The 18,648-nt window shown below is 73.5% G+C and carries 18 protein-coding genes; 6 read left to right on the top strand and 12 right to left on the bottom strand.

What is annotated here, in order from left to right; genetic code table 11:
- Window positions 1-122: 122 nt before the first annotated feature.
- From ABTY56_RS03635 to ABTY56_RS03605, 7 genes are all read right to left on the bottom strand, one after another.
- Window positions 123-1,451, bottom strand: coding sequence for a sulfate adenylyltransferase subunit 1 (locus ABTY56_RS03635; protein ID WP_350626123.1), 1,329 nt, complete (start codon window positions 1,449-1,451; stop codon window positions 123-125).
- Complete coding sequence (gene cysD / locus ABTY56_RS03630; RefSeq protein ID WP_350626121.1) at window positions 1,451-2,389, bottom strand: sulfate adenylyltransferase subunit CysD; 939 nt, start codon at window positions 2,387-2,389, stop codon at window positions 1,451-1,453. The genes ABTY56_RS03635 and cysD overlap by 1 nt, the downstream gene beginning before the upstream one ends.
- Window positions 2,386-2,967 carry an adenylyl-sulfate kinase gene (cysC, locus tag ABTY56_RS03625; protein ID WP_350626266.1) on the bottom strand — a complete coding sequence of 194 codons (582 nt, stop codon included), beginning with the start codon at window positions 2,965-2,967 and terminating at the stop codon, window positions 2,386-2,388. Before cysC ends, cysD begins: the two co-directional genes overlap by 4 nt.
- A 65-nt stretch (window positions 2,968-3,032) precedes the next feature.
- The gene (locus ABTY56_RS03620; protein ID WP_350626119.1) at window positions 3,033-3,734 is read right to left on the bottom strand and encodes a phosphoadenylyl-sulfate reductase; all 702 of its coding nucleotides are present in this window, start codon (window positions 3,732-3,734) and stop codon (window positions 3,033-3,035) included.
- Complete coding sequence (locus ABTY56_RS03615) at window positions 3,715-3,897, bottom strand: hypothetical protein (protein WP_030060859.1); 183 nt, start codon at window positions 3,895-3,897, stop codon at window positions 3,715-3,717. The genes ABTY56_RS03620 and ABTY56_RS03615 overlap by 20 nt, the downstream gene beginning before the upstream one ends.
- Complete coding sequence (locus tag ABTY56_RS03610; protein ID WP_350626117.1) at window positions 3,894-5,618, bottom strand: nitrite/sulfite reductase; 1,725 nt, start codon at window positions 5,616-5,618, stop codon at window positions 3,894-3,896. The genes ABTY56_RS03615 and ABTY56_RS03610 overlap by 4 nt, the downstream gene beginning before the upstream one ends.
- A 197-nt stretch (window positions 5,619-5,815) precedes the next feature.
- Complete coding sequence (locus ABTY56_RS03605; protein WP_310593185.1) at window positions 5,816-5,899, bottom strand: putative leader peptide; 84 nt, start codon at window positions 5,897-5,899, stop codon at window positions 5,816-5,818.
- Between the two features lie 176 nt (window positions 5,900-6,075).
- Between ABTY56_RS03605 and ABTY56_RS03600 the strand changes: the two genes are divergently transcribed.
- Window positions 6,076-7,425, top strand: a complete 1,350-nt coding sequence (locus tag ABTY56_RS03600) for a YihY/virulence factor BrkB family protein (protein WP_350626115.1) — start codon at window positions 6,076-6,078, stop codon at window positions 7,423-7,425.
- Between the two features lie 132 nt (window positions 7,426-7,557).
- Here ABTY56_RS03600 and ABTY56_RS03595 read toward each other — a convergent pair whose 3' ends face one another.
- Window positions 7,558-9,246, bottom strand: coding sequence for an FtsW/RodA/SpoVE family cell cycle protein (locus ABTY56_RS03595; protein ID WP_350626113.1), 1,689 nt, complete (start codon window positions 9,244-9,246; stop codon window positions 7,558-7,560).
- Window positions 9,247-9,505: 259 nt separating this feature from the next.
- On the opposite strand from ABTY56_RS03595, the gene ABTY56_RS03590 reads away from it, so the two are divergent.
- The gene (locus ABTY56_RS03590) at window positions 9,506-10,513 is read left to right on the top strand and encodes a cytochrome c oxidase assembly protein (protein ID WP_350626111.1); all 1,008 of its coding nucleotides are present in this window, start codon (window positions 9,506-9,508) and stop codon (window positions 10,511-10,513) included.
- Between the two features lie 432 nt (window positions 10,514-10,945).
- Window positions 10,946-12,055, top strand: coding sequence for a ribosome small subunit-dependent GTPase A (gene rsgA / locus ABTY56_RS03585; RefSeq protein WP_350626109.1), 1,110 nt, complete (start codon window positions 10,946-10,948; stop codon window positions 12,053-12,055).
- Between the two features lie 41 nt (window positions 12,056-12,096).
- Here rsgA and ABTY56_RS03580 read toward each other — a convergent pair whose 3' ends face one another.
- Window positions 12,097-12,591 carry an ASCH domain-containing protein gene (locus ABTY56_RS03580; protein ID WP_350626107.1) on the bottom strand — a complete coding sequence of 165 codons (495 nt, stop codon included), beginning with the start codon at window positions 12,589-12,591 and terminating at the stop codon, window positions 12,097-12,099.
- Window positions 12,592-12,823: 232 nt separating this feature from the next.
- Between ABTY56_RS03580 and ABTY56_RS03575 the strand changes: the two genes are divergently transcribed.
- Both ABTY56_RS03575 and ABTY56_RS03570 read left to right on the top strand, forming a co-directional pair.
- Complete coding sequence (locus ABTY56_RS03575; RefSeq protein WP_350626105.1) at window positions 12,824-14,392, top strand: DNA-3-methyladenine glycosylase 2 family protein; 1,569 nt, start codon at window positions 12,824-12,826, stop codon at window positions 14,390-14,392.
- Window positions 14,389-14,898, top strand: coding sequence for a methylated-DNA--[protein]-cysteine S-methyltransferase (locus tag ABTY56_RS03570; RefSeq protein WP_350626103.1), 510 nt, complete (start codon window positions 14,389-14,391; stop codon window positions 14,896-14,898). Before ABTY56_RS03575 ends, ABTY56_RS03570 begins: the two co-directional genes overlap by 4 nt.
- A gap of 72 nt (window positions 14,899-14,970) precedes the next feature.
- On the opposite strand, the gene ABTY56_RS03565 is transcribed toward ABTY56_RS03570, so the two are convergent.
- Both ABTY56_RS03565 and ABTY56_RS03560 read right to left on the bottom strand, forming a co-directional pair.
- A complete protein-coding gene (locus ABTY56_RS03565) occupies window positions 14,971-15,531 on the bottom strand; it encodes a GNAT family N-acetyltransferase (RefSeq protein WP_350626100.1) in 561 nt (186 codons plus the stop codon).
- A 105-nt stretch (window positions 15,532-15,636) separates the two neighbouring features.
- Complete coding sequence (locus ABTY56_RS03560; RefSeq protein WP_350626098.1) at window positions 15,637-16,143, bottom strand: MarR family winged helix-turn-helix transcriptional regulator; 507 nt, start codon at window positions 16,141-16,143, stop codon at window positions 15,637-15,639.
- Between the two features lie 144 nt (window positions 16,144-16,287).
- Between ABTY56_RS03560 and ABTY56_RS03555 the strand changes: the two genes are divergently transcribed.
- Window positions 16,288-17,973 (top strand): MFS transporter, encoded by a 1,686-nt coding sequence (locus ABTY56_RS03555; RefSeq protein ID WP_350626097.1) that lies wholly within the window; start codon window positions 16,288-16,290, stop codon window positions 17,971-17,973.
- Here the strand turns inward: ABTY56_RS03555 and pth are convergent.
- Window positions 17,970-18,605 (bottom strand): aminoacyl-tRNA hydrolase, encoded by a 636-nt coding sequence (pth, locus tag ABTY56_RS03550; protein WP_350626095.1) that lies wholly within the window; start codon window positions 18,603-18,605, stop codon window positions 17,970-17,972. The two genes, ABTY56_RS03555 and pth, sit on opposite strands and share 4 nt — an antisense overlap.
- Between the last annotated feature and the right edge of the window lie 43 nt (window positions 18,606-18,648).

The following is an 18,648-nucleotide window of genomic DNA, read 5'->3' as shown; positions in this document are numbered from 1 at the left end:
GACAGGGCGTTCTCAGCCCTGTCGGCCCGCACATCGGGTCAGGCCGCCCTGGCCGCTGCCGAGGACGCCGCTGCCGATGCGGCCGCCTTCCTTGTCCATGCCCGAGAACGCCTCGCTGGGCATCAGACCCAGTCCTCCTCTTCGGGTGCGTCGGGTGCGTCGTTGCTGCGTACGGTCTCGAAGGCCTCGCCCGCCATGCCGGCGGTGAGGGTGGTGCCGTCGGCCGGGTCGATCAGCAGGAACGAGCCGGTGCGGCGGTTGTCCGTGTAGGCGTCGAGGGCCAGCGGTTCGGCGGTGCGCAGCACCACGTGACCGATGTCGTTGACGGTCAACCCCTCGGCGCCGGAGCGCTGTTCGAGCGTGTCGATGTCGATCCGGTAGGAGATCTCCTTGACCAGCGCGCGCACCGTGCGGGTGGTGTGCTTGAGCAGCACCTTGTCCCCGGCGCGCAGCGGCCGCTCGTTGAGGTGGCTGACGGTGGCCTCGATGTCCTTGGTCGGCGCGGAGGCCGGCCCGGCGGCGATCAGGTCGCCGCGGGAGATGTCGAGGTCGTCGGCGAGCCGCACGGTGACGGACTGCGGGGCCCAGGCGATGTCGGTCTCCCGGCCGAGCGCGTCGATGCCGGCGACGGTGCTGGTGAGGCCGGACGGCAGCACGGTGACCGGGTCGCCGACCCGCAGCACGCCGGAGGCCAACTGGCCCGCGTAGCCGCGGTAGTCGGGGTGCTCCTCGGTCTGCGGGCGGATCACGTACTGGACGGGGAAGCGGGCCGGCTCGGCGCTCGGGTCGCTGCCGACCGGCACCGTCTCCAGGTGTTCGAGCAGGGTCGGGCCGGCGTACCAGTCCATGTGCGCGGACGGCTCGACGACGTTGTCGCCGGCGAGGGCCGAGATCGGGACCGCCAGCACGTCCTTGACGCCGAGCGAGGCCGCGTAGGCGGTGAACTCGGCGGCGATCGCGGCGAACACCGGCTCCGCGTAGCCGACCAGGTCCATCTTGTTGACGGCCAGCACGACGTGCGGCACCCGCAGCAGGGCGGCGACGGCGGCGTGCCGGCGGGTCTGCTCGACCACGCCGTTGCGGGCGTCGACCAGGACGACGGCGAGCTCGGCGGTGGAGGCGCCGGTCACCATGTTGCGGGTGTACTGCACGTGCCCGGGGGTGTCGGCGAGGATGAACCGCCGCCGGGGGGTGGCGAAGTAGCGGTAGGCGACGTCGATGGTGATGCCCTGCTCGCGCTCGGCGCGCAGGCCGTCGGTGAGCAGTGCGAGGTCGGGCGCGTCCTGCCCGCGCTTGCGCGAGGCGTGCTCGACCGCCTCCAGCTGGTCGGCCAGCACCGACTTGGAGTCGTGCAGCAGACGGCCGACCAGGGTGGACTTGCCGTCGTCCACCGAGCCGGCGGTGGCGAAGCGCAGCAGCGAGGTGGCGGTGGTCTCGATGGTCGTGCTCATTAGAAGTACCCCTCGCGCTTGCGGTCTTCCATCGCGGCCTCGGACAGCTTGTCGTCGGCGCGGGTGGCGCCGCGCTCGGTGAGGCGGCTGGCGGCGATCTCGGCGATCACGGCCTGGATGGTGGTGGCGTCGGAGTCGACGGCCCCGGTGCAGGACATGTCGCCGACGGTGCGGTAGCGGATCAGCCGCCGCTGGACCGGCTCGCTGTCCTTGGGGCCGCCCCACTCGCCGGCGGTCAGCCACATGCCGTTGCGGGCGAAGACGTCGCGCTCGTGGGCGTAGTAGATCTCCGGGAGCTCGATGCCCTCGCGCTCGATGTACTGCCAGACGTCCAGCTCGGTCCAGTTGGACAGCGGGAACACCCGCACGTGCTCGCCGACCGCGTGCCGGCCGTTGTACAGCGACCACAGCTCGGGGCGCTGGCGGCGCGGGTCCCAGGCGCCGAACTCGTCGCGCAGCGAGAAGACGCGCTCCTTGGCGCGGGCCTTCTCCTCGTCGCGGCGGCCGCCGCCGAAGACGGCGTCGAAGCGGTTCCGCTCGATGGCGTCCAGCAGCGGGACGGTCTGCAGCGGGTTGCGGGTGCCGTCCGGGCGCTCGCGCAGCACGCCGCGGTCGATGAAGTCCTGGACGTGGGCGACGTGCAGGCGCAGGTTGTGCTCCGCCACGACGCGGTCGCGGTAGGCGATGACCTCGGGGAAGTTGTGCCCGGTGTCGACGTGCAGCAGGGAGAAGGGGACCGGCGCCGGGTGGAAGGCCTTGAGCGCCAGGTGCAGCATGACGATGGAGTCCTTGCCGCCGGAGAAGAGGATCACCGGGCGCTCGAACTCCCCCGCGACCTCGCGGAAGATGTGCACCGACTCGGCCTCCAGCGCGTCCAGGTGGGACAGCGCGAAGGGATTGTCCTCGGTGCGGACGAGACTGTCGGTCGCGGTGGTCATGCGAGTCCCCTCTCGGTCAGGAAGGCGTACAGCTCGGCGGCGGAGTCGGCCACCTCGCGGCCCTGCGTCCGGATCCGCAACTCCGGGCGCTCCGGGGCTTCGTACGGGTCGTCGACACCGGTGAGGCCGGAGATCTCGCCGGCCGCCTGCTTGGCGTACAGGCCCTTGACGTCGCGTTCGGCGCACAGCTCGACCGGGGTGGCGACGTGGATCTCCAGGAACTCGGTGCCGGCCGCGGCGTGCCGCTCGCGCACGGCGGCCCGGGAGTCGGCGAAGGGGGCGATCACCGGGGCGAGCACCTTGACGCCGTTCGCGGCGAGCTTCTCGGCGACGAAGCCGATCCGGGTGACGTTGGTGTGCCGGTCCTCGCGGGTGAAGCCGAGGCCCTTGGAGAGGAACTCGCGGATCTCGTCGCCGTCCAGGACCTCGACCTTGTGGCCCTCGGCGCGCAGCCGCTCGGCGAGTGCGAAGGCCAGCGTGGTCTTGCCCGCGCTGGGCAGCCCGGTCAGCCACACGGTGGCGCCGCGCTCGCAGGGGGCGGCCGCGGGGGCCGCCTCCGCGGCTCCGACGGCGCCCAGGGTGTCTGCTGTCACGGTTCTTTCCTTACGCGGTCGTTGACGGATGATCAGGGGGCCGTCGGGGTTCAGAGGTGGATGCCGCACTCGGTCTTGCCGGAGCCGGACCAGCGGCCGGCCCGGGCGTCCTCGCCCTCGGCGGGCTTGCGGGTGCAGGACAGCGGCGAGCAGCCGATCGAGGTGTAGCCCTCCCACAGCAGCGGGTTGAGCAGCACGCCGTTCGCGGCGACGTAGGCGTCCACGTCCTCCTGCGTCCACCGGGCGATCGGCGCGATCTTGACCTTGCGACGCTTCGGGTCCCAGGCGACCACCGGGGTGTTCGCCCGGGTCGGCGACTCGTCGCGGCGCAGCCCGGTGGCCCAGGCGTCGTAGCCGCCGAGGCCGCGGTTCAGCGGCTCGACCTTGCGCAGCGAGCAGCAGAGGTCGGGGTCGCGGTCGTGCAGGTTCGGCCCGTGCTCGGCGTCCTGCTCGGCCACGGTCCTCAGCGGGGTGAGCGTGATGACGTTGACCGGCATGGTCGCGGCCACCGCGTCCCGGGTGCCGATGGTCTCCGGGAAGTGGTAGCCGGTGTCCAGGAACACCACGTCCACGCCGGGGAGCACCGAGGAGGCGAGGTGGGCGACGACCGCGTCCTCCATGGAGGAGGTGACGCAGAACCGCTTGCCGAAGGTGTCGGCGGCCCATCGCAGGATCTCCTGCGGGGTCGCCTCCTCCAGCTCGCGGCCGGCCCGGACGGCTGCCGCCTCGTGGTCAGTCGCGGTGCTGCTCATGGGACGTCCCCCCGTGGTTGGTCGGTGACAGCAGGCCGAGGAACTTCAACTGGAAGGCGCGGCGGCAGCCGTGGCACTCCCAGGCGCCGTGCCCGGCCTCGGACGGGCGCAGGTCCTCGTCGCCGCAGTAGGGGCAGAAGAACGGGGCTGCTCTCTCGCTCACGACAGCTGCTCCTCGCTCGCCCGGGCCGTCCACTGGGCGAAGCGCTCGCCCTCGGTGCGGTCGGCCTGGTAGCGGGTCAGCAGGCGCTCGACGTAGTCGGGCAGGCCGGCGCTGGTGACCTTGAGGCCGCGGACCTTGCGGCCGAAACCGGCCTCCAGGCCGAGCGCGCCGCCCAGGTGCACCTGGTAGCCCTCGACCTGCTCGCCGTTCTCGTCGGTGACCAGCTGGCCCTTGAGGCCGATGTCGGCGACCTGGATGCGGGCGCAGGCGTTCGGGCAGCCGTTGATGTTGATGGTCAGCGGCTCGGCGAACTCCGGCAGGCGGTGCTCCAGTTCGTCGATGAGCGTGCGGCCGCGCTCCTTGGTCTCGACGATGGCGAGCTTGCAGAACTCGATGCCGGTGCAGGCCATGGTGCCGCGGCGGAACGGGGACGGGGTGACCCGCAGGTCGAGCGCCTCCAGGCCGGCCACCACCGACTCGACGTGCTCCTCGGCGATGTCGAGGATCAGCATCTTCTGCTCGGCGGTGGTGCGCAGCCGGTCGCTGCCGTGGGCGGCGGCGAGGTCGGCGAGCTCGCCGAGCAGCTTGCCGTCGACCCGGCCGACGCGCGGCGCGAAGCCGATGTAGAACCGGCCGTCCTTCTGCCGGTGGACGCCGACGTGGTCGCGCCAGCGGGCGGCGGGCTCGGCGGGGGCGGGGCCGTCGACCAGCCGGTACTTGAGGTACTCGTCCTCCAGCACCCGGCGGAACTTCTCCACGCCCCAGTCGGCGACCAGGAACTTCAGCCGGGCGCGGTTGCGCAGGCGGCGGTAGCCGTAGTCGCGGAAGATGCCGATGACGCCGCCGTAGACGTCCGCCACCTCGTCCAGCGGCACCCAGGCGCCCAGCCGCACGCCCAGCTTGGGGTTGGTGGACAGGCCGCCGCCGACCCACAGGTCGAAGCCCGGGCCGTGCTCGGGGTGGACCACACCGACGAAGGCGACGTCGTTGATCTCGTGCGCGACGTCCAGCTGCGGGGAGCCGGAGACCGCGGACTTGAACTTGCGCGGCAGGTTGGAGAAGTCCTTGTTGCCGATGAAGCGGCGCTGGATCTCCTCGATGGCGGGGGTGCCGTCGATGATCTCGTCCTCGGCGACGCCGGCCACCGGGGAGCCGAGGATGACGCGCGGGGTGTCGCCGCAGGCCTCGGTGGTGGACAGGCCGACGGCCTCCAGCTTCTGCCAGATCGCGGGGACGTCCTCGATCCGGATCCAGTGGTACTGGATGTTCTGGCGGTCGGTCAGGTCCGCGGTGCCGCGCGCGTACTGCTCGGAGACCTCGGAGACCGCCCGCAGCTGGGCGACGGTCAGCCGGCCGCCGTCGATGCGGACCCGCAGCATGAAGTACTCGGCGTCCAGCTCGTGCGGGTCGAGGATCGCGGTCTTGCCGCCGTCGATGCCCTCCTTGCGCTGGGTGTAGAGGCCCCACCAGCGCATCCGGCCGCGCAGGTCGGCGGGGTCGATCGAGTCGAAGCCGCGGTGCGCGTAGATCGTCTCAATGCGTGTCCGCACATTGAGACCGTCGTCGTCCTTCTTGAACTGCTCGTTGGCGTTGAGGGGAGTGTGGTGGCCCATGCCCCACTGGCCCTCGCCGCGGTGGCGGGTCACCTTGCGGGCCGCGGCGGGGCGGCGCGCGGCGGGGCTGTCGGCCGTGGGCTCGACGGTCTCGGGGGAGGTGGCCATGCTGAAGTCCTTCGGGGCAGGTGGCGCTGACGCTGGGTGGGTCGCGGGGCGTGCTCCGCCGTGCGGCGCTGCTCTGACCTGCGGGTTTCTCAAGGCCGGGAAGACAGTGACCGAGGCGGGCGGGCGCCTGCGCATCCGCTGCTGCGGGGATGGCGGGAACGGGTGGCGCCGGGTGCGGTGGTGCGGCGGGGATGGGCTCAGGTCACCGGACAGATGGCGCTGGACACGCGAAGGAGATCGACGTGGAGTCGACCTACCAGGGTGGTTCCGGCGCTAGGCATGGCAAGAGATTCGCACGGCGCAGGACTCGCGGTCCACTAACATCCGAATGGTGGACGCTGAGGTTTCGTCATGTGGGACGGTCAGAGGTTCCCGCCGCTCCCGGCCCGGTGTCCGCTCGGGCGCCCCCACCCCGGGGAGATCAACCGGACGGCCCCGGCCCGATACCGTTAGCCCTGTGCAAGCAGCAGGCGATACGAGCAAACCGAACCCCGAGTCGCGGCCGTCCCGGCGCCGGGGCAAGGGATCCCGGCGCGCGGCCAAGCAGGCCACCTGGCGCCGCACCGCGTGGGAGCTGGTCAAGGACACCACCAACACCTGCGTCGAGTACCGGGTCACCGGCCTCGCCGCGGAGGCGGCCTTCTTCACCCTGCTGTCGATCCCACCGCTGCTGCTCGGCCTCGCCGCCACCCTCGGCTACCTCGACGAGTTCCTCGGCGCGGGCACCATCGACCGGCTCAAGCACGACATCGTCTCGGCCTCCGGGACGGTGCTGTCGGACTCCTCGGTCGACGAGGTCGTCAAACCGCTGCTCAGCCAGGTCTTCGACCACACCCGGCCGGACCTCATCTCGATCGGCTTCCTGCTGTCGCTGTGGTCCGGCTCCAGGGCGCTCTACATCTTCATCGACACCATCACCGTCATGTACGGGCTCGACGGCAAGCGCGGCATCGTCAAGACCCGGATGATGTCCCTCGGCCTCTACCTCGGCGCGCTGGTGATCGGCTCCCTGGTGCTGCCGCTGCTGATGGCCGGGCCCGGACTGGTGGAGAACGCCGTGCCCGGGGTCGCCGGGCTGGTCGGCGCCGCGTACTGGCCGGTCGCGATCGTGCTGCTGATCGTCTCGCTGACCACCCTCTACCACCTGGCCGTCCCGGTCTCGACCCCGTGGCGCGAGGACATCCCCGGCGCCCTGGTCGCCCTGGTGGTGCTGGTCTTCTGCAGCGTCGGCCTGCGGCTCTACCTGGTCAGCTCGGTCGAGGGCCCCTCGGCGTACGGCTCGCTGGCGGCGCCGGTGGCCGTGCTGTTGTGGATCTTCGTGGTGGCCCTCGCGGTGCTCATCGGCGCCGCCATGAACGCCGCGATAGACCGGCGCTGGCCCACCCTGGAGACCGCCGACGCCCGCGCCGAGAACGAGCGGGCCCACGAGGAGGCGGCCGCCGCCGTGGTCCGCGAGGTCGCCGCCCGGCGGGCCGTCGAACGGGCCCGGCGCGCCCGCGAACTCGGGCTCGCCGAGGGCGCCGAGGAGGAGTGGGGCGAGGACGAGGGCGAGGACGTCGACGTGCCCTCCGAGTACCCGGAGCGGTGGGCCGACGTGCTGGCCGCCGACAACGTGCGCGGCCGGCTCACCGCCCGCGGCGGGCCGCACCACCGGCCCGGCCCGCCACCGCCGGACAGCGACCGGCCGTCCGGGCCGCCGCCGGCGGCGCCGGAGCCGTCCGGGCCGCCGGAACCCCTCGGACCGCCCGGGCAGCAGGTGCCGGGGTACCCGCCCCGGCCGCCCCGGCCGCCGTGGGAGCAGCGGTAGGCAGGGGTGTGCGGGTGCGACGACGGACAGGGCCTCTCCCGCGGGTGCGGGGGAGGCCCTGTGTCGTGTCCGCGGGTCCTACGGCCTGTCGGCCTGTCGGCCCGCCGGTCGGACGGTCCGCCGGTCGGACGGTCAGGTGGTGGTGGGGTTCCGGGGGTCGCCGTACTGCGGGGCGGCGGGGGTGTGGCCGTACCGGGGGCGCAGCTCGGTCCGAGCGGAGGGGTCGCCGGCGCCCGGTGTGACGGGGTGGGATCCGGTCGGGCTCGCGGGCGTCCGGCTCGCGGCCGCCGGGTTCGGGGCCGCCGGGGTGGGCGTCGGGTTCGTGGGCGTCCCGTTCGGGGCCGGCGCGCCGCCCGCCGCCGGTGCGGCCCGGGCCGGGAGCGGCTCGGGGGCGGGCTGGGCCGGCTCCAGGGCGGTGCGCCCGGAGGAGTCGCTCAGCTTGATCAGCAGAGCGACCATCAGCCAGTTCGCCAGCAGCGAGGACCCGCCGGCCGCCAGGAAGGGCAGCGCCTTGCCGGTCAGCGGGACCAGCCCGCTCACCCCGCCGACCACCACGAAGATCTGCAGCGCCAGCGCCGCCGACAGGCCGGTGGCCAGCAGCTTGCCGAACGGATCGGTCAGGCCGACGGCGGTGCGCAGGCCCCGCTGGATCAGCAGCACGTAGACCAGCAGGATCGCCGTCACCCCGGCCAGGCCCAGCTCCTCGCCGATGGTGGTGAAGATGAAGTCGCTGCGCCCGGCGAAGCCGATCAGCCAGGGTCGGCCCGAGCCCAGGCCCGTCCCGGTCAGGTGCCCGGTGCCCAGGCTGAACAGGGCCTCCGCGGGCTGCTCGGAGATCGCCTTGTCGTGCACCGGCTTGTAGTAGTCGAGCGGGTGCAGCCAGGCCTCGACGCGGCCGTGCACGTGCGGCTCGACGGTGCCGACCACCGCCGCGCCGCCGACCGCCATCAGCAGGCCGAGCACCACCCAGCTGGTGCGCTCGGTCGCCACGTAGAGCATCACGATGAAGATGCCGAAGAAGATCAGCGAGGTGCCCAGGTCACGCTCGAAGATCAGCACCAGCAGGCTGACCACCCAGATCGCCAGCACCGGCCCGGCGTGCCGGCCGCGCGGCAGGGTCAGCCCCCAGATCTTGCGGCCGGCCAGCGCGAGCGCGTCCCGGGAGGCCATCAGGTAGCCCGCGAAGAAGATCGTGATCGCGACCTTCACGAACTCGTCCGGCTCGAAGGAGAGCCCGAACAGCCGGATCCAGCGCTTGGCGCCGAAGCTGTCGCTGGGCGAGGCCACCGGAGCCGCCAGCAGGATCAGTGCGCCCGCCATCAGCAGGTAGACGTAGCGCTGGAAGAAGCGGTGGTGCTTGACCAGCACGATCAGCGCGATCGCTGCCGCCACCGAGATGAACACCCACATCAGCTGGGAGGGCGCGGCCGGGAGCTTCTGGTAGTCGCCCTTGGCGCTGTGCGCGGCCTTGTAGCTGATGTCCAGCCGGTCCAGCAGCACCAGCCCGAAGCCGGTCAGGAAGACTCCCAGCGGCAGGATCAGCGGGTCCGCGTACGGTGCGAACCGGCGCACCGCCAGGTGCGCCGCCCCGGCGAGCGCGCCCAGTGTCAGGCCGTGCACCAGCAGTCCGGGCGGTAGCGAGCCGGTCAGCGCCAGATCGGCCTCGATGTGTCCCGCCAGGCAGACGGCCACCGCGAGCGCCAGCAGGCCCAGCTCGATGTTGCGGTGGCGCGCGGCCAGCCGGCGGCCCTCGCCGCGTGCAGTGCTTCGCACCTCTTGTCGTCCCCTTGTCACCCACGTGGCGGTCTCGCCGACCGGCATCCTGCCAGACGTTTGTGTCGTGGCCGCGGTTGCGAACGGAGGGGTTCCACGGGCAGAACTTTGCCTGGGCAAAGCCTTGTCGGGGATCGGTAAAGCTTTCCTCAGGACCGGGTATAGAGGAGGGCCCCGCGCGCGGCGGGCCGCCGGCGCGGCGACATCATGGCCGGGTGTCGCGACATCCGTCGCGGGGCCCGACGGTGACGGTGCGGACGGCTGCCGCCGCCTCGGTGGCTGCGGGTACGAGCGAGGTGGCGGACGGATGAACGGCGCGGTGGACGGCGCGGTCTCCGCACTCGCCTACGACGGACCGCCCCCGTGGCAGTGGTCCGACCTGGCCACCTCCTGGACGGCCGAACCGCTGGTGCTCACCCTCTCGGTGCTGCTCGGCGCCTGGTACCTGGCCACGGCGCGTGCCGTCCACCGGTCCGGCGGCGAGCGCTGGAAGCCCAGCCGCACCGCCGCGTTCCTCGGCGGGCTGCTGCTGTGGATCTGGTGCACCTGCTCCGGCCTCGGCGTGTACGACCGGATCCTCTTCACCGACCGGGCCGTGCAGATCGTGCTGCTGCTGATGGTCGTCCCGCTGCTGCTCGCGCTCGGCGCGCCCGTCTCGCTGCTGGTCGAGTCCGCGCCGCCGGTCCGGCGGGAACGGATCCTGCGGGCGCTGCGCAGCCGCCCGTCCAAGGTGCTGATGTTCCCGGCGGTCTCCACCGCGCTGCTGATGGCGCCGCCGTGGCTGCTCTACTTCACGCCCTGGTACGAGTGGTCGGTCTCCAGCGGCGTCGGCAACCTGGTGCTGCACCTGGCGCTGGTGCTGCTGGGCCTCGCCTACTTCTGGCCGCGGCTGCAGATCGACCCGGTCGGGCACGAGTACCCGCACCTGGTCGGGCTGTTCATCACCTTCGCCGAGGTGATCTTCGACGCGGGGCTCGGGATCGTGCTGATCTACGGCGGCCACCTCGTCGCCGAGCACTACTACGTGGCGCTCGGGCGGCCGTGGGGGCCGAGCCTGGCGCAGGACCAGACCTGGGGCGGCAACGCGCTCTGGGTGCTGGGGGACCTGGTCGGGCTGCCGTTCGTGGCCGCGCTGGTACGGCGGATGGTGGTGCAGGGGCGGGAGGAGATCCGGGCCGTGGACGCCGAGCTGGACGCGCGCTTCGAGGCGGCGGCCGAGGAGGCGCGGGCGGCGGGGCGGCCGGAGGAGGAGGAGACGGGGATGCGGCCCTGGTGGCTGGACGACCCGAACCTCAAGCACCGGTACGGGGGGTAGGTGCCGCTTCGGGCGGCGCCGTCGGTGGGCCGGCATGCAGGGGCCAAATTTGCTCCTCGGCGGCTTTCGCGGAGGTTCTCGGAGGCTTTCACGGACCGCTGGGGAGCGCGTTTCCGCAGGTCAAAAATAGGTTGGTGCGGCCGGGCCGTTTCGCTAGCGTGTGACGTGTCCGGTTCGGGGGCCGTTGGGCCGCCCGAGGAGTAGAGAGCAGGAGGTGACCCCCGTGGTCGTTGTCGCCCCGATAGCTGCCCAGGGCAGCACTCGCGTTCACCTCCTTTTCCCGGCCGCCGGCTGAGCCCTTCGCGCCAGCCGTAGCCCGCCGGGACGATCTCCTCCCGAAGGGCCACTGCGTTGAGCAACGCTGCCTCCGTTCCGTCGTTCTCTCTCCCCACCTCTTCCTCTTCCTCTTCTTTCCTGTCCGATGTCGGCTCCGTGTCGACCGGCTCCGGCCTGACCAGCTCTGCGTCGATCGGCTCCGGCCTGACCGGCTACGGCTGGACGTCCGAGCTTGCGGAGCTGTTCGCCCCGCTGGGCGAGGCCGGGCTGCTGCCGGCCCGGATCGTCCGGGTCGACCGCGGCCAGTGCGACGCCGTGATCGCCGACCCGGAGACGGGCGAGCCGCGCACCGTCCGGTTCGACACCCGGCCGGTCGGTGACGCCGACATGATCAACTGCCCGTGCACGGGCGACTGGGCGGCCGTGGACCTCCACGCCCAGCCGATGGCCGCCGTCGTCGCGCTGCTGCCGCGCTCCACCGCGATCATCCGCAAGGTGGCCGGCAAGCGCTCCGACGGCCAGGTGCTGGCGGCCAACGTCGACACCGTCCTGATCGCCTCCTCCCTCGCGACCGATCCCGACCTCGGGCGGATCGAGCGCTTCCTCGCCCTCGCCTGGGAGTCCGGCGCCGAACCGCTGGTCGTCCTCACCAAGGCCGACCTGGTGGAGGACGCCGACTTCATCCGGTCCGACGTCGAGGCCGTCGCGCCCGGGGTCACGGTGCTCGTGGTGAGCGCCGAGACCGGGGACGGCATGGACGTGCTGCGCGCCTGCACCCCCGGCACCACCGCGGTGATCGGGCAGTCCGGCGTCGGCAAGTCCACGCTCACCAACGCGCTGGCCGGCGCCGAAGTGATGACCGTCCAGGAGGCCCGCGAGGTCGACCAGAAGGGCCGCCACACCACGACCACCCGCGAGCTGATCCCGCTGCCCGGCGGCGGAGTCCTGATCGACACCCCCGGGCTGCGCGAGGTCGGCCTCTACGGTGGCGAGGGTGTGGACCTGGCCTTCGCCGACATAGCCGAGCTGGCCGAGGAGTGCCGCTTCCACGACTGCGGTCACCACACCGAGCCGGGCTGCGCGGTGCGGGGGGCGCTGGCCGACGGCACCCTGCCGCAGCGCCGGATGGAGAGCTACCTCAAGCTCCAGCGCGAGAACGAGTGGATCGCCTCGCGTTCGGACGCCCGGGTGGCCAAGGCCCGGCTGCAGAAGTGGAAGGCGATCACCAAGTCGATGCGTGCCGCGGGAGGTCCGGCGAAGCGCTGACCCGCCGCCGGCGGTGGTCGGCCGACGCGGACCGGTCCGGTTCAGCGGAGGTCGGCCACCAGGCGGAAGCGCTGCAGGACCAGCGGGGTGGCGTCGTCCACGGTGAAGCCCGGGTCGTCGAGGGCGGCGAGCATCTCCGGGCTGCGCCAGAACCGCTCGTGCGTGGTACGCCACTCGGCCACGGTCCGGTAGCCCTCGCCCTCGTCCAGGGCGTGCTGCAGATCGACCTCGGCGAGCGGGACCACGCGGACGTCCGTGGTCTCGATCACCGCGATCCGGCGGCCGCCGGAGTCGAGGACGGCGGCCCGCTCGCCGACCTGCGGCAGGGGTTCGTTCTCGTGCTCGTAGTCGGCGACCAGGCCGGTGGTGCTGGTCTTCGCACCGCTGAGGACGGCCGCGACCAGCTCGTCGCGCAGCGGGCCGGGGAACGCGAACTCCTCCGGGGGCAGGGCGACGACCCGCGGATCGTTCGGGCCGACGTAGGAGTGGTCGGCGTACGAGTGGTCGGCCTGCCGGGCGTCGGGCTGCTCGCTCATGGGGCGAGCGTAGCCGCGGGCCGGCCGGCCCACGAATTTCGGGCGGTGCGAAAGGCCGGCCTCGACGCGCACACCCCGTTGCGCGGTGTGATCCGCTGACGAATTGCCGATTCTCCGGGGAGACGGAGTGCCGACGGCGTCCTGCTCGAACGGCTGCACATCGAGAACACCTGGGGCGGCGCCGTGGAGTTCTTCTCCGGCGGGACGTGGGACGGCCAGGCGATGAACGGCGATGTCCGATTCCCGCCAGTCACCCCCCGTGCGATCCCGCAGACTGGACAACGTGATCGACGACGACATCCGGTACCGAGCCGTGGACAGCCGAGACGCCCGCTTCGACGGCGTCTTCTTCACGGCCGTCACCTCCACCGGCATCTACTGCCGACCGAGCTGCCCCGCCGTGACCCCCAAGCGTGCCAACTGCGTCTTCTACCCCAGCGCCGCGGCCGCCCAGGGCGCCGGCTTCCGTGCCTGCCGCCGCTGCCGCCCCGACTCCGTGCCGGGCTCGCCCGAGTGGAACCACCGCGCCGATCTGGTCGGCCGTGCGATGCGCCTGATCGGGGACGGCGTCGTGGACCGCGAGGGCGTCGCCGGCCTGGCCGACCGCCTCGGCTACAGCTCCCGCCAACTGCAGCGCCAGCTCACTGCCGAACTCGGCGCCGGTCCGATCGCGCTGGCCCGCGCCCGTCGCGCCCAGACCGCCCGGCTCCTCCTGCAGACCACCGAACTGCCCGTCACCGACATCGCGTTCGCGGCCGGCTTCGCCTCCGTCCGGCAGTTCAACGACACCGTGCGCGAGGTCTACGACCGCACCCCCAGCGGACTGCGCGCCGAGGTCACGGCCGGCCGCCGCACCGCGACCCCGGCCGGCGGCCTGACCCTGCGCCTCGCCTACCGCGGCGCACTGGACAGCGACCACCTGATCGACTTCCTCGCCCTGCGCGCCGTCCCCGGCGTGGAGGAGGTCGTCCCCGGCGCACGTCCCGGTGTCCGTACCTACCGGCGCACCCTCGCGCTCCCGTACGGCCACGGCATCGCCGAGGTGGACGGCCTGGCGCCCGGCGAGCCGCGCACCCGGGGCTGGCTGGACTGCCGGCTGTTCCTCGCCGACCTGCGCGACCTGCCGACCGCCGTCCAGCGCCTGCGCAACCTCTTCGACCTGGACGCCGACCCGCTCGCGGTCGACGACCAGCTCGGCGCCGACCCGGTGCTCGGCCCGCTGGTCCGGGAGCGCCCCGGCCTGCGCTCGCCCGGCCACGTGGACCCGCACGAGCTCGCCGTCCGCGCCGTCCTCGGCCAGCAGATCACCGTCGGCGCCGCCCGTACCCTGGCGGGCCGGCTCGCCGAGAAGTACGGCACCGCGCTGCCCGAGCCCAGCGGCGGCCTGCGACTGCTCTTCCCGACCTCGGCGGCGCTGGCCACCGCGGCCCCGGAGGACTTCGCGATGCCCGTCGCCCGCCGTCGCGCGCTCACCGGGCTGTGCGCCGCCCTGGCGGAGGGCGTGGTGAGCCTCGACAGCGGGGTCGACCGGGAGGAGGCCGCGGCCCGGCTGCTCAACCTGCCCGGTATCGGCCCCTGGACGGTCGGCTACCTGCGGATGCGGGCCCTCGCGGACCCCGACGTCTTCCTCCCGAGCGACGTGGGCGTCAAGCACGGCCTCGTCCGGCTCGGCGCCCCGGGCGACCCGAAGTCCGCCGCCCGCGCGGCCGAGGCCTGGGCCCCGTGGCGCTCCTACGCGGTCCACCGGCTGTGGGCCGGCCCCGCGATCATCAGTACCGGAACGGAGAACGAACAAGCATGAGCACCACCGTCTACACCACCATGGAGAGCCCCTTCGGCCGGCTGCTGCTCAGCGGCGTCCTGCCCGAGGACGGCGGGCCGGCCGCGCTGGCCACCGTCACCGCGCCGGGCCAGAAGTACGCGCTGGCCGAGCCCGCCGACGACTGGGTCCTCGACCCGGAGGCACTCGCCGAGCCGGTCGCCCAGCTGACCGCCTACTTCGCGGGCGAGCGCACCGGGTTCGACCTCCCGCTCGCACCGGTGGGCACCGAGTTCCGCCGCCGGATCTGGGCCGCGCTGGACGAGATCCCGTACGGCACCACCGTCACCTACGGCGAACTCGCCGAGCTGGCCGGGCAGGAGCCGCGGATGGTCCGGGCGGTCGGCGGCGCGGTGGGCGCCAACCCGCTGCTGATCGTGCGTCCCTGCCACCGGGTGCTCGGCGCCAACGGCGCGCTCACGGGCTTCGCGGCGGGCGTGGACCGCAAGCGCCGGCTGCTGGACCTGGAGGGCGGCACGCTGTTCTGAGCAGCGCCCCTCGCCGTTCCGACCGCCTGCCCCGACCCCGCCGCCGCGACCCCGCCGCCCCGATTCCGTCGGTCAGTCCGAACCGTGCAGGTCCACCCGCCAGTTGTGGCTGCGCATGAACCGTCCGGGCGGGAACTCGAACTCCGTCTCGCCGAGCAGCGTGAACCCGGCCTTCGCGCAGACCGCGTTGGAGGCCGGGTTGTCCACCGACGGGAAGGCGTGCAGGTACCGGTGGGCCGCCTCGCGGCGGGCGGCCGCGACCGCGGCGCGGGTGGCGGCGACGGCGATGCCCCGGCCCTGGTGGCCGGGCAGCACGTTCCATCCCATCTCGTGGACGGTCTCGCCCTCCCAGGTCCGGGTGCCGTAGCCGACCGTGCCGACCGACTCGCCCGCGACCGGCTCGCCCGCGGCCGACTCGCCCGCGGCCGGTGCGTCCTCGGGCAGCAGCACGATCCGGTACATGCAGCCCAGGCCGGACGGGACGAAGTCGAGGTAGCGGCCGTGCCGGACGAGCAGCTGCTCCTCGGTCTCCGGCCCGCCGACGTGCTTCTTCATCTCCGGCGTGTTGACCCGGCGCAGCAGCGCCAGGTCGGCGTCCGTCCAGGGCTCGATCCGTACCCGTGCTGTGGTCATGCCCGGACGGTAGCGGTCGGCCCGGGCCGCTGACCATCGGTTTTGCTCACGGGCGGACGGCATGGACCGCGCCGGGAGCGGGGTGGCCGGAGCCGGGCCGCCGGGTCAGCCCTGTTCGGCGCCGGTCCCCGGCTGCGCGAGGGCGCGGGCGAGCCGCTCCAGCGCGGGCAGGGCGTCGACGACCGCCGCGCGGTCGGTGGGGTCGAGGGTGTCGAGCGCGGTGGCGATGCGCCGCTCGTGGGCGTGCTGCCAGTCGTCCAGTTGGCGCCGGCCGGCCGGGGTGAGGGCGATCCGGGCGGTGCGGCGGTCGCCGGGGTCGGCCTGGCGGTCCACGAAGCCGGCTTCGAGCAGCTTGCCGACCAGCCCGCTGACGGTGTTGGGTGCGAGTCGCTGCCGGGCGGCCAGCTCGCCGACCCGCAGCGGTGCGGCGGCGAGGGTCTGGAGGAGTTCGACCTGCGCCATCGGCAGGGACTCCCACGGGTAGTCGGTGCGGATGCTGCTGCGCAGTGCGCGGCGCAGCCGGGTGACGGTGTCGGTCAGTCGCCGGGCGTGCTCGACCGCCGGGTCGGGGCTTGCGGTGGCGGAATCGGGAACGTGTGGTGACGACGGCATGGCGGACAGCGTATCTCCTGGTACGGGGCGTTCCGGGGGCCCGGTCCGCCCCTCGGACGTGGTGCGGACAGCCGGTGAGATGCTTCGTATCGCAGGTCGATCTGCTCGTAGAAAGAACATGTCTGCATCCGATATATTAGTGGCATGAACGCCACCGCCCTTGCCGCACGACTGCTCACCGAGCGTCCCCGGCCCCGCGGCATCGCCGGCTGGCGTCACGCCCACTGGCTGGCCGTCGGCACGGTCTGTCTCGGCGCCTTCCTCGGCCAGCTCGACGCCAGCGTCATCGCCCTGGTCTTCCCCGCCATCGGCCACCACTTCGACGCGGGCTTCGCCGCCGTCGAGTGGGTCGCCCTCGCCTACCTGCTCGTCCTGGTCGCCCTGCTGGCCCCGATCGGCCGGCTGTCCGACCTGGTCGGCCGCAAGACGATGTACATCGGCGGCTTCGCCGTCTTCGGCCTCTCCTCCCTCGGCGCCGGATTCGCCGGAAGCCTCGGGATCCTCGTCGGCTGCCGGGCCGTCCAGGCCGTCGGCGCCGCGATGATGCAGGCCAACAGCGTCGCGCTGGTCGCCCGGGGCGTCCCGGAGCACGCGATGCGTCGCGCGCTCGGCATCCAGGCGTCGGCGCAGGGCCTCGGGCTGGCGCTCGGGCCCAGCCTCGGTGGGCTGCTGGTCGAACACGCCTCGTGGCGCTGGGTGTTCTGGGTCAACGTGCCGATCGCCGTGTTCGGCATCCTGGCCGGCTGGTACCTGCTGCCCCGCACCCGGACGGGCCAACCGAGCGCGGTCCCGAGCGCGGTCCCGGGCCCGAGCCCGGTGTCGGTCCCGCGCCCGAGCCCGGTGTCGGTCCCGCGCCCGAGCCCGATCCCGGCGCCGGGGCTCCGGACGCGAGCCGTGCCGAACGCCGGGGCGCGTCCGGCGGTACGCCCGGCCCGGGACGACGCCCGCTTCGACCTGCCGGGCATGCTGCTGCTCGCCGGTGCGACCACGTCGCTGCTGCTCGCCCTGTCCACCGCCTCCGGCCTGCCGCTGCCCGGCTGGGTCGTCGCCGTCCTGCTGCTCGCCGCCGCCGTGCTCACCGTGGCGCTGGTGCGCCAGGAGCGTCGGGCCGCCCGGCCGATCCTGGCGCCCGGACTGGTCAACACCCCGGGCGTGCGGTCCGGCCTGGTGATCGCGCTGATCGGCTACCTGCTGCTGTTCTGCCCGCTCGTGCTGGGCCCCGTGCTGCTCACCGGCGCGGGAGTGTCGACGGCCGGCGCGGGCCTGCTGGTCACCCTGCTGCCCGCCGCGTTCGCGCTCGCCGCGACGGTCGGCAGCGGGCTGCTGCCCCGGGGCTGGTCGGACGTGACCAGGTGCCGCTTCGGTGCGGCCGTCGCCGCCGCCGGGCTGCTGCTGTTCGCCGTACTGCCGGCCTCGACCGCCTCGGCGGCCCCGCTGCTGGTCGCCGGGTACGGTCTGGGCCTGCTGCTGCCGGCCAACAACGCGCTGGTGATGCGTGCGATCCCGGCGGAGTGCTCGGCGGTCGGCGGCGGCATGGTGAACATGGCGCGCAGCCTCGGTACGGCGCTCGGCATGGCGCTGTCCGTCCTGGGCGTCCACCTGGCGGGCGCGGCGTCCGGTGGGCGGACGGTGCTGCTGCTTCTCGCGGCGGTCGCGACGGCGGCCGCCGTCCTCACCCGGCCGGCCCGCCCCACCGGCGCGGACCGCAAGGCCCGCACAGCCCGCCCGGCCCGCACAGCCCGCCCGAGCCGTACAGCCGGGACGAGCCGCGCGGCCGGGACGAGCCGTACGGCCCGCAAGGGCAGCCCCTCCGGGACGGCCCGCTCCTAGCGGACCGGAGTGTGCAGGGCGTCCTGGGCCCGGTTCAGGCCGAGCCGCACCAGCGTCTCCACTGCGTCGGCGCAGCGGTCCAACTCGCCCGGCATCGCGGCCAGTTCCTCATCCGAGAACTTCTTCAGCACGAAGTCGCCGACGCTCTGCCCCTTCGGCGGCCGGCCGACACCGAACCGCAGCCGGACGAAGTCACGGGTGCCCAGCACCTCGCCCACCGAGCGCACCCCGTTGTGGCCGCCGGGCCCGCCGCCGCGCTTGAGCCGGGCGGAGCCGAACGCGAAGTCCAGGTCGTCCTGCACGACCACCAGCCGCTCCATCGGCACGCCGTACCGGCGCAGCAGCGCGGCCACCGGGCGGCCGGAAAGGTTGATGAACCACAGCGGCTTGGCGAGCAGCACCGGCCGGCCGTCGACCTCGATCTCCGCGACCAGGGTGGCGAGGCCGCGCCGCCGGAACCGGGCGCCATGCCGCTCGGCCAGCCGGTCGACGGCGAGGAAGCCCGCGTTGTGCCGGGTCTGCCGGAACCACGGTCCGGGATTGCCCAGTCCGGCGATCAGCCACGGGGTGGCAGGGGCGGCAGGAGTGGCAGGGGAACCGGCGGCGGGGGAGGCGGGTGGTGCGGGGGTCATGCGAGGTCTCCGTGAGGGGTGGGAACGGCGGACGGCCGGGGCG

The sequence above is a fragment of the Kitasatospora sp. NPDC097691 genome, assembly GCF_040302665.1.
In the GTDB taxonomy this organism is placed as follows: domain Bacteria; phylum Actinomycetota; class Actinomycetes; order Streptomycetales; family Streptomycetaceae; genus Kitasatospora.
The sequence above is the reverse complement of the archived record's forward strand: the minus strand, read 5'-3'. Positions and strand labels throughout refer to the sequence as shown.